We start from the raw sequence: 15,965 nt of genomic DNA, 5'->3' as shown, positions 1-15,965 counted from the left end.
GGAGGAGGGAATGGAATGTTAAACAATAAGAGGCTACTCTATATCGGGTTATTCATCGTTGTTTTTATAGCTGCTGTAAGTGTGACTGTTTTTTTCGACGAAGTTGGCGAGACAACGGAAGCAGAAAAACCTACCCTCATTCAATTAGAAGAAGAAGGACGCCCGGATGCTGCAACAATGGGTTTAGTGGGTGTTCCCCCAACGAAGCCTGCTGATCATATTGATCGTTGGGTGCCAGAATTACGTCACGAGGGGTGTTTAACCTGCCATCAAGTAGGAGCCTCAGGGGCGCCGAAGCCTCCGGAGGATCACTATATTGATGGCAATCAAGATGGTCAGATTTTCCGCGATAACTGCATTCAATGCCATGCAACACAAAATGATCAGAAAACAGCTTTTAACAGCGTAGAATAAGATTTGGAGGAACAAACTATGGTGATTTCTGGCTTATATATTGAAACGGTACCTGGTAGAGCCCATGGCGCCGCTAATTCTGTGGCCCAAATAAATGGAGTGGAAATCCATCATATCGAGGAAAATCATAAAATCGTCTTAACAATTGAGGCCGAAACAGTTGACCAGAGTTATCAAATTTCAGACAAGTTTAAACACATAGACGGAGTCTTAATGGTTTGTCTTGTCTACAATCATTTTGAGGAAGATCTCCAATTTGTGCAGGCTGTGAGTAACCAATGAACGAGCGTTTAAATCGGCGCCAGTTTTTATCCATGAACTGGGATGCTACCGTAGGATTTGTTGGGAATCTTGTTCTTTCTCAACTTGACGACGAACGTGAGTTTTTTCGGCCACCAGGGGCGAGTACCGAGGTTGAATTTTTAACATTGTGTACAAGGTGTGGATTGTGTAAGAATGCGTGTCCTGAAGAAACCATCAGCTTATTTTCGCTAGCAAGTGGAGCAAAGCTTGCTAATACTCCGTTCATTGATCCGAACATCAGACCGTGTACAATGTGTGGAAAATGTATCGATGTATGCCCTTCACATGCATTGACCACTATAGCAAACGGTGGATCTGCTGTGGTTGGTTTTGCTGATATTCTACCAGACAACTGTTTGGCATTTAAAGATGTCATGTGTGACTATTGCATTAGGGCATGTCCGCAGACTCAAGCGATATACTTAGATAATGGTAAACCAGTTGTTATAGCGGAGAATTGTAATGGATGTGGGTTATGTGTCTCGCGATGCATATCCGTTGATAAGGGAATATGGATAAAGCTATAGTAAAAGGCTCTCTGTAGGTAAACAGAGAGCTCTTTTCTGCCTGAAATTGCTTGAATAAGTTGAGGTATGTAAAGCAATAATAATCGTTGTAAATGGGAAAATTTCAACACGGCTATATATGTAGCCAAGCTAGGAGGATCTATTAATGAATGGTAAAGTAAAATGGTTTAACGCTGAAAAAGGTTTTGGATTCATCGAAACTGAAGAAGGAAATGACGTATTTGTTCATTTCTCCGCTATCCAAACCGACGGTTTTAAAAGTTTAGATGAAGGTCAAGAAGTTTCATTCGATGTTGTTGAAGGGGAACGCGGACCTCAAGCATCTAATGTTGTGAAAAGATAATTTTCATTTTCTCATATTAGCTCAGCCACTTGGCTGGGCTACATTAACTTATGGAATATATATAAGCGTCACCCAAAAAGGTAACGAGTATTCCTACATGGAATACTCGTTTTAGGTTACAATTCTTTATTTGTCATTCTTAAAGCTGCCATATTTCCGCCGTCCCAATAAGTCTCATGGTATTTAAATCCATCGGATGGGTCTACTTGATGGCTTCTCCAATGTTTTGGTAATCTAAGATTTTTGCCTGAGGATTGACGGGTAGGCTGAAAAGTATCATCAAGGTCTTCCTCAAAGCCAGTCGAGCGAAGTGTGTATTTGCCTTCTCTAATCCCTTTAACAATTTCACGAACTTCCTCGCATGGATTACAAGTTCGAAGGTCATCCGTACCGAGGATATCTCCTGTTAAGTCCATACTGCTAGTTATTAAGCTACTTGATGATATAAGTTCGTCGTTCTTAGGAGAGCGAGAACCAAACATAAGATCGTCGAAGATACTTCTTCGCGGTGGCTTTGTTTTTTGGTCAGTATGAACCTTACTTTCTCTTGTATCGAAATGATCTGTAGTTTGTTTTCCTCCACGCGGATCCTTCGACATAAATTCATCCAATCCCCTTGCTTCTGCCTGCTCAACTGCTCGCTCAATATCGTAACTCGAATAATTATGTTTCAAAACCAAACCTCCTTTTTCGTCTTTAAAAGAACAATCGCTTAAAACTCCACGATGTTTCTTAGGTCTCTACTATAAGGTACTGTAATGACCTAAAAATGTATTAGGCAACTGCGTATTTTTGCTAAAAATAGACGGATGTTTTAGATGACATTCCCCCTTCAACATACGATTAAGTAAAAACAATAGGAGGGGGAACATGAAGGACATCCCTTTGTACAACCTGTATATTGATCCCCTAGATTTTAAAGAACTTCAACGTGACGTTTGGATTGATGATCCAGTTCCAGCCAATCTTATCATCGATAGAAATCATTTAGACATTGATATTACCTATCGAGGTTCCCATATTAGGGAATTCGAAAAAAAATCTTACAATATCCAATTTTACAACCCACCACGATATCAAAGGGCTAAAGAGATTCATCTAAACGCAGAATTTAATGATCCGTCCCTGATTAGAAATAAATTATCACTAGATTTCTTTTCTGAAATTGGCTGTCTTTCTCCCGAATCAAAGCATGTCTTCTTAGGCTTGAATGGGAAGGCGCATGGGGTATATCTTGAACTTGAATCAGTTGATGAACATTTCCTAGCTAAAAGGAAATTACCTACGGGATCCATCTATTATGCGATAAATGGAAATGCAAATTTTTCCCTTAAAAGTGGTTCAAACAAAGGAACGAAAAAATCCCTTGTCTCAGGCTATCAAAAGAAGGTCGGGAATAGGAAAGATGATCGATACCTCAAAGAGATGATTTTCAAAATTAATACAATTAGCAAGGCGGAGTTTGGCAGAGAGGTGGAGAAGGTGGTCAATGTTGAAAAATACCTTCGTTGGCTGGCCGGTGTTGTGCTAACACAAAACTATGACGGTTTTGTCCATAACTATGCTCTATACAGAAACGGCGATTCAGGACGTTTTGAAATGATTCCATGGGATTATGATGCAACATGGGGGAGAGATGTACATGGTAGGGTCCTTAGGTCCGATTATGTACCGATTGATGGTTTTAACACTTTAACCGCAAGGATATTGGATGTGGATGATTTTCGAAAAAAGTATCAACGTTTATTAATACAGTTGTTGAATACACATTTTACCATAGAACATATGACACCGAAGGTTGAAGGTTTGGTTCAACAACTCCACCCTTATATCGTAATAGATCCATACACCAAACATGCAATCAAACAATTCGAACAGGAACCACATGTTATTTATGATTATATTAAAAACCGCCGCAAGTTCATTAGCGAACAATTGTATAAATTGAGTTAGAGTATTGTTTATTGATAAAATAGTTAGGATGCATTGCGAATCTATCTCGGTGCATCCTTTTTACGTTGGTATTATTCTTTTTGTAGTTTTTAAAATGATGGCTGTATTATACGTGGATGTTGATTTCCGCTCCAGGCACGAGCGGTTCGCGGGCAGTCCCGGAGCCTGGCCAGCACCAGCGCCTAGCCCCTCGAGTCGCTTCAGTCCGTCAGTTGAAGTCAAAGAACGACTTCATCTGCCGGCCTTCCAGCGCTTGTCGGGGCTGACCAAGGCGCTTCCGCTTTTCTATCTCCTCGTCGCTACCGCTCCTGCGGGGTCTCCCTTGGCCTTGCACTCCCGCAGGAGTCTTCGTGCCTGGAGCTCCAATCAACCTGCTCAAAATCAACATTGTCCTTTAACACAGCCAAATGATAGAAAATGAAGTTAACGCCGGTTTCTTCTGCCGAATTCCGTGCTATCGTATCTATAGTTTGAAATGCTAGTTACACTAATGTTTCCTTAATTTGTTGAGATTCACTAGATAGCTAGTCTGATATAATAATATTATTGGAAAATGACCTAAAGGAGAGGTGAAGGATTTTGAAGTTTATCCACACAGGGGACTGGCATTTAGGGAAACTGGTTCATGGAATCTATATGACGGAGGACCAACGCTATCTGCTCAATCAATTTATTGAGGTTGTTGCAGAGGAACAACCTGATGCGGTTGTGATTGCTGGTGACCTTTATGATCGTTCGGTTCCACCAACAGATGCCGTTGAGCTATTAGACGAAATTCTTTTTAAAATTAATGTGGAATTGAATATTCCGGTTGTCGCCATAGCCGGTAATCATGATAGTGCGGAAAGGCTATCCTTTGGCAGCTCATGGTATCGTCATAACCATTTCTATTTAACTGGGAAGCTGATATATGATTTTCGACCGGTCCAAATTAAGGGTGTTAATTTCCACCTAGTTCCATACGCAGAACCCGGACACGTCCGACATTTACTTGATGATTCATCTGTACATTCGCATCAGGATGCCATGAAAGCAGTCATCGGGAAAATGGAGCAAAATCTTAATCCAAATGAGCCCAATATTCTCGTTGGACATGCCTTTGTTCTTGGCGGGGAGACTTGTGAATCGGAACGGACATTGTCGGTCGGTGGTTCTGGATGTGTGAGTTCGGACTTATTTGCACCTTTTTCTTATACAGCGCTGGGGCACCTACATAGCCCGGATGCCATTCGACACGACAAAATTAAATACTCTGGTTCATTAATGAAATACTCTTTTTCTGAGGCAAAGCAGCGAAAAACGATATCTATTATTGAGATGAACGAAAACGGCAGTTTCGAAATCAGGGAGCGTACGCTTACTCCAAGGCAGGACATGCGTGAGTTAGAGGGACATCTAGAAGAATTGCTAGACCCAAAATTCTACGAAAAGCAAAAAACGGATGATTACTTAAAAGTAACATTGCTTGATGACGGTTCTTTAATTGACCCAATCGGAAAGTTAAGGAAAATTTATCCACATGTGCTACACCTTGAACGAAAAATTGAATCTGTAGATCAGAAGCAATTAAGAAACTTTTCATCGATAAAAGAGGAGAAAAAGTCAGAGTTGGATTTATTTGAACAATTTTATCGTGAAATGACAACCGCTGAGTTCACAGACGAAAAGCGCGAGCTAATGGCAGGCATTGTAAATAAGGTCTTGAAAGAGGAGGCACAAAAATGAAGCCATTAAAACTGACGATACAGGCTTTTGGGCCATACGCAGGAACTGAGGTCATTGACTTTACGAGCCTAGAAAATCGGACGATGTTTGTTGTATCGGGTAAAACAGGTTCTGGGAAAACCACCATTTTTGACGGAATTAGCTATGCGATATACGGGAAGGCAAGTGGGGAAGACCGTAATGGTTCTGATCTTCGTAGTCAGTTTGCCAAGGATGATTTATTGACAGAGATTAGCCTTGATTTCTCACTAAGACAAAAAAAATATCGGATTATCCGCTCCCCTCAACAAGAGAAGAAAAAGGAACGCGGAGATGGATATACCACAGTTGGAGCTAAGGCGGAATTGTACCTTATTGAAGGAGATGATACTCCAAAGCTACTTGCTGCCAATGTCCGGGATGTGGATGAAAAAATAAAAGAGATTATGATCATCGATAGCAATCAGTTTCGTCAAATCCTCATGATCCCTCAAGGAGAATTTAGAAAACTTCTCACTTCTGATAGTAAAGACAAAGAGGTGATTCTCCAACGCCTTTTCCACACCGAAATATATAAAAAAGTGGAAGAACGTCTAAAAGAAGAAGCAACTGAGCTAAAAAAACATGTAGAAGCACAAGCCGAAGAAAGAGGATCCACACTCAAACGTGCCCATTGGTTCGAGCATGAGGAATTAAAGGAATACATCGAGGCAGGAAGTACAAACGATGCCTTAATGATCCCTCTGATCAAAGAAGAAATAACAGCAATGACGTCAAAGCTGGAAACCTTAAATAAAGAAAGAACCGACAAACAACAGGAACGAGATATGTTACAGCAAAAAACATTTGAAGCAGAAGCGGTTCTGAAACAGCTCCATGCAATGGAGGAGCTACGTCAGAAAAAAATCAATTTAGAAGGCCAACAAACATCTTTTGAAGCAAAACAACGGGAAGCACAGCTTGCAAAAAAAGCGGCCCTTCTTGAAAGCCAAGAGGAATTATGCCATCGGCTGAAGAAGGATGCGGATCAGCTAGAGTCCTACTTCAATGAGAGCTCAGCAAAAATCTCAAAACTAACGGAAACGTTAAAACTAAGGGAGCAAGAGCTAGAGCTTCAAACTTCTAAAGAGCCAGAGCGCAAGGCTGCGCAAGAGGAGTTGAGCAGACTCGAACATATTAGGGAAGACGTAAAGGCTTATGCTGGATTAAAACAGGAAACTGAGCAAGTCTCTCAGTCACTCTCAACCGTAGTTAAACAGATGGATCAAGCGGAGAAGTCCTTACTAGTAGCTGAAGATAAGTTGAAGAATCTACAAATAGAAAAAGAAGAGATTGAGAGAGCTCAGCTAGAATCCCTTGAAAATGAACGAACAATGGAAAAGCTTGAGCAGGAGTTAGATAAGCTGAAAAAATATGAAAGTCATCTAAACTCCGTAAAACTAGCTCAAAAGGATGCGGGAAATCGCAGTAGTGAATATGAGAAAGCAGAAGCAAGACTTCTTGATGCGAAGACACTGGTTCAAGAGTTAGAGCAAACATGGCTACACTCCCAGGCGTCGATTCTCGCTCGTAATCTCCATCACGGAGAAGAGTGCCCAGTATGTGGATCGGAACATCACCCAAAACTCGCTGTCGCTGATAACGGTTTTATTCCAACTGAGCAAGATTTAAAAGCGGCAAGAGAGCAAGTGACTCAACTAGAAAAAGAAAAAACTAAATTCGAAAAAAGTTATTACGAGACAGACTCTAACTTAAGAACACTTATTAAAAGTGGAGAGGAACTACTTTTAGAGATTAAAAAGATTCATCCAGACTTCGACCCAACTAAATTAATGGATTCAATATTAACGATTGAGTCAAGGCAAGCCCAATTTGTTTTGGTACAAAGGCAGCATTCTATTAAGCTGAAAAAACTTCCTGTTGTGAAGCAGGAGGTTGTAAATCTCGAGAAAATGAAGATTGATTTACAAGAAAAGAACAAATATCTCGCTGAAAACCATCGAAATTTAACGATTCAATATACTGAAAAGAACACGACATTGAATCGGATGACAGAAAGTATCCCTGAGAACTTGCGATCGTGGCAAGCATTTGTACAACAATACGATCGTGCAGTGAACAGACAGGAAGAATTGCTTCGTCAGCTAGAATCCACTCAACAGCAGTTTCAGGCAGCAAAGGATTCCTTGGACAAAGAAACAACTCGGGCTGAAGAAGCAGAAAAACGACTCCAAGAAACGAAAGAAAAATTAGCCAAAGAGCGCGATCTTTTTAGAGAGACTATGAACAAGCAGGGCTTCGATACGTATCCAGATTATCATCAGGCGAAACGGACGGATATAAAGATTGAAGCAATTGAATCTGAAGTCCGTAAATATCACGAAGAACTTCGCTCTGTTACGGATCGTCTAGAAGAATACTCTATGCTTTTAAAGGATGTGAAGAAACCTGATATCGAGGGGTTACGTGCGGCCTTAAATCAGGTTGATGAAAGAATTTCAATAATACAAGAAGACTACCAAAATCTCTACATTAAGAAGCGTGAAAATGAACAGATTATCTTAGATGTTGAGAGTATTAACGAGCGAATTAAAACCCTTGAAGAGCGGTACAAGCTAATTGGCCATTTGTATGAAATTTCGAAAGGGCAAAATACCTATCGAATTACCTTTGAGCGTTTCGTTCTTGCAGCCTTCTTGGACGATATTTTGGCAGAGGCAAATGTAAGACTTGCTAAAATGACTAGTGGACGCTATCGTCTTCTTCGGAAAACGGATCGTTCAAAAGGGAATGTTCAGAGTGGTCTTGAGTTGCTTGTATTTGATCAGTATACAAGTCAGGAGCGCCATGTCAAAACACTTTCTGGGGGAGAAAGTTTTAAGGCAGCCCTTTCACTAGCGCTAGGTCTTGCTGATGTCGTCCAAAACTATTCAGGGGGTGTATCACTTGAAACGATGTTCATTGACGAAGGGTTTGGTACACTTGATCCGGAATCACTCGATCAGGCAATTGAAACACTAATTGATATCCAAAGCAGTGGCCGATTGGTGGGTATCATCTCCCATGTTCCGGAATTAAAAGAGCGAATCGATGCTAGACTTGAAGTGATTGCTACACAATCAGGAAGTAAGACGGAGTTTTATTTTCTGAACGGGTAAGGAAAGTCATGAAATAGTAATCCAACAAAAGAATAACTCAAAGACACGAACCCAGGTTTGTGTCTTCTTTTCTATTTTGAAGGTTGTTCTAACGTAGTTGTTGACTTTCGCTTGGGGCACACAGTCCAGCAGTGAAGTCAAAGAAGGAAAGACTGTTCCAGGTGGTTTTTTAAATACAAAGTTATAGATACCTAGCTATAACTATTGTCACATCGGGAAATAAACAATAGAATGGTTGTAAAATAATGTAAAGGGGTATAGCGAATTGAATAGACAGAGACTTGGAATCGATGCCGGCGGTTCTCTCATAAAGATTGCATTCGAACAAAATGGACAGTTTCGTTTAAAAAAATACCCGATTAGCGAGCTAAAGGAGATGGCAAACTGGCTTAAGATGACAGCTGGAAATGCTGAAATCAATCTCACTGGGGGAAGAGCAGATTATCTAAAGGAGAACTATTTCCAACAAGCTAGAGTGGTTCCGGAGTTTAAAGCTTCTTGCGAGGGTGCTATCTATTTACTTAATAAAGATGAAATAAAGCTTGGAGCCAAATACTTGCTCGTCAATATTGGAACGGGTACCTCTTGGTATTTAATTGATGGTCATAAAAATGAACGGATACTAGGTAGTGGAATTGGTGGAGGAACTTTTATGGGCCTCGGAAAGCTTCTGGTGGGGAGTGATGATTATCAGAATCTTGTTGATCTAATAAAGGAAGGGGACCGGGAGAAGGTGGACCTACTAGTAAAGGATATCTATCACTCTGAATCTCCGATTGGAGGAGATTTAACCGCGAGTAATTTTGCTAAGGCTACATTCACCAATGAACACACCCCCGCGGACCAGTTGGCATCAACTGTTAATATGATGGCAGAAACAATTGTCCTCTTAAGCAAGCAGACTTCAGTAGCTCATCAGCTGAGTGAGGTCGTCTATATTGGGAGTAGCCTAATTGGGAACCAATCTCTAAAAGATGGATTGGCATCCTATTCAACCATGGTTGGGTTGTCACCGAATTTCTTGCAGGATGGTGAATATAGTGGGGCCATTGGTGCCCTGATTGTCTAATGAACTTAAAACACTGAACTACTTTTCTTGATGTTCATAAAACGTTCCTTGAACAAAAAGGTCTTTCACGGTAGAGTATTAAAGGTAGATGAGATAAAGAAGGTGTCAGATTTGAGCAAACGATATTTTACAATTGGAATGGCTGGTCATATCGACCATGGAAAAACAACCTTAACGAAAGCGTTAACAAATGTAGATACAGACCGCCTCAAAGAAGAAAAGGAACGGCAAATTTCGATAGAACTTGGCTTCGCTCCTTTATATGAGGATGATGAGCTTCAAATCTCGGTAATCGATGTTCCGGGTCATGAGCGTTTTATTAGACAGATGATTGCTGGTGTAGCAGGGATTGATCTTGTTGTGCTCGTTGTTGCGGCCGATGAAGGAGTTATGCCACAAACAAGGGAGCACCTCGATATTTTGGGTTTTCTCGGCATTAAAGCTGGAATTATTGCCATAACGAAGGTTGATCGGGTGGAGGAAGAATTCATTGACCTTGTCAAAGATGATATTTTAGGTGAGCTTGAGGGGACAGTATTCGAAAATGCTCCTTTTATGATGGTTGATTCGCTTTCTAAAAAAGGAATAGAAGAGTTAAAGGCTCACATTATTGAAACCTTAAAAGAACAAGAGGTACGAGATTCTCGCGGTGCCTTTCGTTTACCAATTGATCAGGTATTTACAGTGAAAGGTCAGGGGACGGTTGTTAGAGGAACCGTCTATGAGGGCACGGTTGAGGAAGGACAGCAGTTAAAAGTGATGCCAAAGGGGCTCGAAGTTCGAGCACGCCAGTTACAAGTGCATCATAAGCCTGCGTCTACTGCTTTTGCAGGTCAGCGTGCTGCAATCAACCTTTCGGGTGTCTCGAGAGAGGATATCGAAAGGGGAGAGGTCCTCGTTTCTTCTGAGCAATTCATCGTGACAAGGACAATTGATGTGGCAATTAAAGTCGTCGAGGACCTCGAATACTTAGTGAAACAACGGACGCCAATTAAGTGTCATATTGGGACAGCCGAGGTAATGGGCCGGATTGTCTTTTTCGATCGAAATGAACTTAAAGAAGAAAGTGATGAAATCCTTTGCCAGTTACGCCTGGAGGAAGAAATCGTCACGAAGCGTGGCGATCGGTTTATCATCCGTCGTCCAAGCCCACAGGAGACCATCGGTGGTGGTTGGGTTATTGATCCGCGTGGAAATAAATACCGCTTTGGTGAACAGACGATTTCCGAGCTCGAAAAGAAAAAGGTCGGAACACCTGTCGAGCGGGTAACCGCAGCCTTGTTTGAAGCCAAAAGTTTGTCTATGGTAGAGTTGAGTAAAAGAACGGCTCTTGATGAGGAAACATTGAGATCCACTCTTATGGGTGAAGAGTTTCTTTTCTATAACTCAAAGGAATATACACTTAAGAAATTGGTTGAGGCTATTGAGGACGATATTACGGACAAGCTTGAGGACTTTCACCGTGAAAATCCAATGCGCCCAGGGTTGAATAAGGCTGAAATTCTTTCAGGAATGCAAGAAATGTTTCCTAAAAGTCTACTGGATTTTGTTATCGAAAATGGATTTCAGAAGGAAGTTTTTAGCCGTAAGGACCAGTATGTTAAGATGTCTACCTTTGTACCACATGTACCGAAAAACTGGGAAAAGCGAACCGAAAACCTGCTGCTAGAAATAAAACAGGATGGTTTAAAAGTACGTTATTTAACGGATTATTTTAAAGACGCCGGAATCCCTGAAAAATTAACTGGGGAATTGAAACGTTATCTAGAGGAGCAGAGAATCATTATGCCTTTAGATGATCAATACTACTGGCATATAGATTTATTTGAGGAAGCTGTGGCCAAACTTCGAAATCACACAGGTTCTGAATTTGAGGTCGGGGAAGCAAAGGAAGCGGTCGACTTATCAAGAAAGTATATGATTCCTTTCTTAGAGCGACTCGATGCGATGGGCTTAACAAAGCGGATTGAAAATAAGCGCGTTTGGCGGAAGTAATTTGAGTAGTGGATAGGCTCCTATCCACTGCTTTTTTGGTTCTAGTATAGTACATTATTGCTTATCAGAGAGTTAATAGGGAAAGTGCAGGACTTTTTTTATAACATCGAATTGCTTGCGGAAAATAAAAAAGAGCCTTTGCTAGTTGCAAAGACTACTTAAATATATGAATTAGTTTAGTTCAGCATAAGTTGCGAATATTTCTTTCTTATTTTCACAGAATTGGATACTTACATTGGTTTTGTCAAAAAACCAAGAATCATTTGATTCAACATAAAAAGTAATCCCATCTATTTCTTGTTCGGTTGCAAGTAATGCAGGTTTTTCAAGTGAAAATGCAAGGCTATAACCTTTGTTCTTTTCACCAAAACCAGCGTATTGGGGATAGAGACGAACGAAAAACGGTTTTGGTACTTCGAACTCAGACTCAAACCAGTTGTAAGCTTTGTTTTCAATTGTAATCATCATGTATGCACCATCCTTTCGTTACTTATATTGTAATCTATCAATGACTTATTTCTGTGTGATTAATATCACCAAGAATGTTGGTGTCATAAAAACGTCAAAACTCGTATATATCTGCACAATAAAGCTGGAGCTTTTATAGGTCCAGCTGATTCTTTGTCCGTAAGTCTCCAACTCTTATTATAAAACAACTGCTTTCTTACGCATCGCTTCTGGAATGTAAACACAGAATGGTTCACTTTCCATATAGTCACCCGTTACAGCATACGTTCTTGAACGGGATCCTCCACAAACATTGCGGTATTCACATACACCACATTTGCCTTTATAATTGTCCGGTTGGCGTAGTTCCTTAAAGACTTTTGCTTCACGGTAAATTTCAGCAAGCGGTTTTTCGCGAACATTGCCACCCACTATCGGGAGTAGGCCGCTCGGCATTACATCCCCGATATGTGAAACAAAGGCAAAACCATTGCCGTCATTCACTCCCTTTGGTGCGCGCTTTAAACCATCTATAGAGGAAGCCATGTCTTTCGTTAACGTGTCTTCGTAGCGGATATCATGTTTGTCAACGATATGCTCACGTGCCTTCTGCTGGAACACGACTCTGCGGTAATGTTGTGCGGCAGTTGTTTTAATATCGAATGGCGCTGTTTTGCTTAACTCGTATAACCAGCGGAAAACTTTTTCATGCTCTGCTGGTGTGAGGCAGTCATCGATTTGACCACGGCCAGTCGGAACAAGCAGGAAAATATACCACATGACAGCTTTCATATCGGTCACAAGCTTGACCATTTCCTCGAGGTGATCATAGTTATAACGAGATATCACCGTGTTAATTTGAAGCGGCATGTTGAGTTCATTTAAGTATTGAATTTTTTCAAGTGTCAGATCAAAAGCTCCGGGAGTTCCTCTGAAATGGTCATGAATTTCAGGTGTTGGACCGTCAATGGAAAAGCCCCAGCGTGACAAACCAACTTCCTTTGCCCGAGCCATTTTTTCTTTAGTTACATTGGGTGTAGCACTTGGTGTCATCGAGACACGCATTCCTTTTTTTACTGCGTAATCAGCTAACTCAAAAAGATCTTCCCTCATCATGCAATCCCCGCCGGTAAAAACAAGCATCGGATTTCCCATATCATAAATTTGATCTATTAAATCTAATCCTTCTTCATGATTGAGTTCACGAGGATCTGGCTCCGTTTGAGCATCTGCCCGGCAGTGAACACACTTTAGTTGGCAAGCTCTAGTTACTTCCCAAATAACAATAAATGGATTCACATTAAAATCAATGACACCGGGGGGCATTCCCGTTCCAACTATCCCATTTTTATGTCCATGTCCATGCATTTTCATCACCATACTTTTCATTTTTATTTAATAGTGGTCAAACTTTATGCCACCTTATTCAAGGTATTCACCAACAAATACCTTTTAATATAGTTTCATTATAATGTTGATAGATTCGTATCTATCATCCGGTTTGTTACAATTCTTCTACATTAAAGGAAGTAATTTCCATTAACTAACGTTACAACGGTTTTAAACTTGTATTTCAAAATTGTTACAAGGAGAGAGGAGGGGTCTGCTAGTTAGAGCAAAATCCTTGACTTTTCTGGGATTCCCTCGAGAGCTTGATGAAAACGCTTTTTTCTTGTGGGGAAGTTATCCATTTGCTCCAAATTTTTCAGCTATGAATCTAGGAAATAAAACTCTAGTATTATCTTGTAAACATACATCGAGGGAGTGGCTAACATGAAAAAACAGCTTGTGACAATTGCTGCAGCAGCAGGTCTACTATTTACATCGTTTAGTGTTTCAGCAAGTGCTAGTGTTCACACAGTACAATCAGGTGACTCTTTATGGAATCTTTCTAAAACTTATAATGTCAGTATGGAAAATATAAAAACATGGAATCAATTATCATCTTCGACCATCTATGTGAATCAAAAACTACTAGTCGCTGCTCCAGAAACAAAGCAGGTCTCGACTACGGCTACATCCTATGTTGTGAAATCTGGCGATACGTTATGGGGAATTTCAAGAAATTTCAATATGTCGATCAATGACCTGAAAACACTGAATGGATTAACTTCAAATCTTATTCAACCTGGTCAGACATTACGTGTGTCAGGAACAACGGTTGAACAATCAACTGTTTCTGCCCCTGCTACTCCGACTGCAAACACTTATCGTGTTCAGAGCGGAGATACACTATCACATATTGCAGTTCGCCATAATGTATCGGTAGCACAATTAAAATCGTGGAATAACTTAACCTCAGATATTATTTATGTTGGACAAGTCCTAAAACTTGCAACAACCACAACCTCTAATCCTGTAAATACCACAACTGAGGCTTCTAAAGTAACAGCTCTTATCAACGAAGCAAAAAAGCATATTGGTGTCCCTTATGTTTGGGCAGGAAGCACGCCTGCAGGATTTGATTGCAGTGGTTATTTACAATATGTTTTCAATAAAGTTGGAGTTTCAATCCCTAGGACAGTAGCAACAATCTGGAGTGCAACGAAGCCAGTTGCTGCACCAAAAGTCGGGGATCTTGTCTTCTTTGAAACCTATAAATCAGGACCTTCACATGCAGGAATTTATCTAGGGGAGAATAAGTTTATTCACGCAGGTTCTTCTAGAGGTGTTGAAATTAGTGATATGAACAACTCTTATTGGAAACCACGTTACCTTGGAGCAAAGACAACATTTTAATTTTAATCTAGCTTTGGATTTCGAGTTTTTCCTTCATGGGAATTGGAACAGAAATCAACTTCCTCGTTTTTCATAGCTAATTATAAAAACAGCAACGGCGATTATATCTGCTATTGCTGTTTTTATTTTTTTTCATCCATAATGTTCAATTCCTGTTAAAATAATAACAATTGGTTCCAACAAATAAATTGATAGTTGGTATGAAAGGGGAGTTTGTGATGATTGATTTACGAAGTGACACGGTTACAAAACCGACAGAGGAAATGCGGAAGGCGATGTATGAGGCTGAGGTTGGGGATGATGTGTATGGCGAGGATCCAAGTGTCCTTAAATTAGAAGAAACAGCAGCAGATATGTTAGGAAAAGAGGCTGCCCTTTTGGTAACGAGTGGCACACAGGGAAACCAAATTGCTGTTCTTACACATTGTCGTCCTAGCCAGGAAATTATTCTCGAAGCTGAATCCCATATTTTTTACTATGAATCCGGAGCAGTATCAGCCTTAGCTGGGGTTCAAACGCGAACGATTTCGGGGCATAGAGGTGCGATGGATCCTCATGCAGTTCGTGATGCGATTCGGGGTGTGGATATTCATTATCCTGAAACGGGAATGATTTCAATTGAAAATACCCATAATCGTGCTGGCGGAGCAGTCGTTCCAATTGAAAATATGAAAAGTGTTTATGAAATTGCGCAAATGCATAAGGTTCCAGTACATATAGATGGTGCCCGCTTGTTTAATGCAGCTGAAGCTGTTGGAGTAGAGGTAAAAGAGTTTGCTCAATACGCTGATACAGTCCAATTTTGCCTGTCAAAAGGTCTAGGTGCACCAGTAGGGTCCATTATCGCCGGAAGTGCCGATTTTATTCGGGTAGCGAGAAAATGGCGCAAGCGTCTTGGAGGTGGAATGAGACAGGCAGGAATTATTGCCGCCCCAGGATTAATCGCTCTTACCAAAATGAAGGACCGACTAGGTGAGGACCATGCGAACGCGCGTAAATTAGCTGGAGACATTCAAAATATCAAGGGTCTTCGGGTTGATAACCAAGTTGAAACAAATATTGTCGTTGTCGATGTAAAGGAGTTAGGCGTGACATCACAGGAGTTTGTTGCAAAACTTTATTCAGAAGGAGTTCTAGCAGGTGGGTTTGGACCAACTTTGGTTCGATTCGTAACAAATTATGATGTTAGTACAGAACAGCTAAACCAAGCAAGTAAAGTGATTTCTCGCGTAGCTGCATCCTGCCAATAAACGTTGTTTGGATTGATGAAACGATTAAAGGTGAGGGGTTACAGCTAATGCTGTGGATATGGA

The 15,965-nt window shown here is 40.8% G+C and carries 14 protein-coding genes; 11 read left to right on the top strand and 3 right to left on the bottom strand.

The window, feature by feature from the left end; translation table 11 throughout:
- Window positions 1-15 precede the first annotated feature (15 nt).
- From BMX30_RS14915 to cspD, 4 genes are all read left to right on the top strand, one after another.
- On the top strand, window positions 16-414 hold the full coding sequence (locus BMX30_RS14915) for a nitrate reductase cytochrome c-type subunit (RefSeq protein WP_090747284.1): 399 nt from the start codon (window positions 16-18) through the stop codon (window positions 412-414).
- A gap of 18 nt (window positions 415-432) precedes the next feature.
- Entirely contained in the window at window positions 433-696 is a 264-nt protein-coding gene (locus BMX30_RS14910) for a chaperone NapD (RefSeq protein WP_090747281.1), read from the top strand.
- The gene (locus tag BMX30_RS14905; protein ID WP_090747278.1) at window positions 693-1,244 is read left to right on the top strand and encodes a 4Fe-4S dicluster domain-containing protein; all 552 of its coding nucleotides are present in this window, start codon (window positions 693-695) and stop codon (window positions 1,242-1,244) included. Before BMX30_RS14910 ends, BMX30_RS14905 begins: the two co-directional genes overlap by 4 nt.
- 145 nt (window positions 1,245-1,389) lie before the next feature.
- Window positions 1,390-1,587 (top strand): cold-shock protein CspD, encoded by a 198-nt coding sequence (gene cspD, locus BMX30_RS14900; protein WP_090747276.1) that lies wholly within the window; start codon window positions 1,390-1,392, stop codon window positions 1,585-1,587.
- 116 nt (window positions 1,588-1,703) lie between these two features.
- On the opposite strand, the gene BMX30_RS14895 is transcribed toward cspD, so the two are convergent.
- On the bottom strand, window positions 1,704-2,261 hold the full coding sequence (locus BMX30_RS14895; protein ID WP_090747273.1) for a CotG/ExsB N-terminal domain-containing protein: 558 nt from the start codon (window positions 2,259-2,261) through the stop codon (window positions 1,704-1,706).
- 196 nt (window positions 2,262-2,457) lie between these two features.
- Between BMX30_RS14895 and BMX30_RS14890 the strand changes: the two genes are divergently transcribed.
- From BMX30_RS14890 to selB, 5 genes are all read left to right on the top strand, one after another.
- Window positions 2,458-3,540 (top strand): CotH kinase family protein, encoded by a 1,083-nt coding sequence (locus BMX30_RS14890; protein WP_090747270.1) that lies wholly within the window; start codon window positions 2,458-2,460, stop codon window positions 3,538-3,540.
- A 579-nt stretch (window positions 3,541-4,119) separates the two neighbouring features.
- Window positions 4,120-5,265, top strand: coding sequence for an exonuclease SbcCD subunit D (locus BMX30_RS14885; protein ID WP_090747268.1), 1,146 nt, complete (start codon window positions 4,120-4,122; stop codon window positions 5,263-5,265).
- Window positions 5,262-8,402 (top strand): AAA family ATPase, encoded by a 3,141-nt coding sequence (locus BMX30_RS14880; protein WP_090747265.1) that lies wholly within the window; start codon window positions 5,262-5,264, stop codon window positions 8,400-8,402. The genes BMX30_RS14885 and BMX30_RS14880 overlap by 4 nt, the downstream gene beginning before the upstream one ends.
- Before the next feature lie 265 nt (window positions 8,403-8,667).
- Window positions 8,668-9,471: a type II pantothenate kinase gene (gene coaW / locus BMX30_RS14875; protein ID WP_090747262.1), complete on the top strand. Its 804-nt coding sequence runs from the start codon at window positions 8,668-8,670 to the stop codon at window positions 9,469-9,471.
- Between the two features lie 111 nt (window positions 9,472-9,582).
- Complete coding sequence (gene selB, locus BMX30_RS14870; protein ID WP_280139977.1) at window positions 9,583-11,466, top strand: selenocysteine-specific translation elongation factor; 1,884 nt, start codon at window positions 9,583-9,585, stop codon at window positions 11,464-11,466.
- 171 nt (window positions 11,467-11,637) lie between these two features.
- On the opposite strand, the gene BMX30_RS14865 is transcribed toward selB, so the two are convergent.
- The gene (locus BMX30_RS14865) at window positions 11,638-11,934 is read right to left on the bottom strand and encodes a HesB/YadR/YfhF family protein (RefSeq protein WP_090747257.1); all 297 of its coding nucleotides are present in this window, start codon (window positions 11,932-11,934) and stop codon (window positions 11,638-11,640) included.
- Between the two features lie 177 nt (window positions 11,935-12,111).
- Entirely contained in the window at window positions 12,112-13,281 is a 1,170-nt protein-coding gene (locus tag BMX30_RS14860; protein WP_090747433.1) for a TIGR04053 family radical SAM/SPASM domain-containing protein, read from the bottom strand.
- Between the two features lie 405 nt (window positions 13,282-13,686).
- Between BMX30_RS14860 and BMX30_RS14855 the strand changes: the two genes are divergently transcribed.
- Window positions 13,687-14,652, top strand: coding sequence for a C40 family peptidase (locus tag BMX30_RS14855; protein WP_090747254.1), 966 nt, complete (start codon window positions 13,687-13,689; stop codon window positions 14,650-14,652).
- 218 nt (window positions 14,653-14,870) lie between these two features.
- Window positions 14,871-15,902, top strand: coding sequence for a low-specificity L-threonine aldolase (ltaE, locus tag BMX30_RS14850; protein WP_090747251.1), 1,032 nt, complete (start codon window positions 14,871-14,873; stop codon window positions 15,900-15,902).
- The last annotated feature ends 63 nt before the right edge of the window (window positions 15,903-15,965 follow it).

This window comes from Mesobacillus persicus (genome assembly GCF_900109925.1).
Classification (GTDB): domain Bacteria; phylum Bacillota; class Bacilli; order Bacillales; family Cytobacillaceae; genus Mesobacillus_B; species Mesobacillus_B persicus.
Note: the sequence above shows the minus strand (reverse complement) of the source record. Positions and strands in the feature narration are given on the sequence as shown.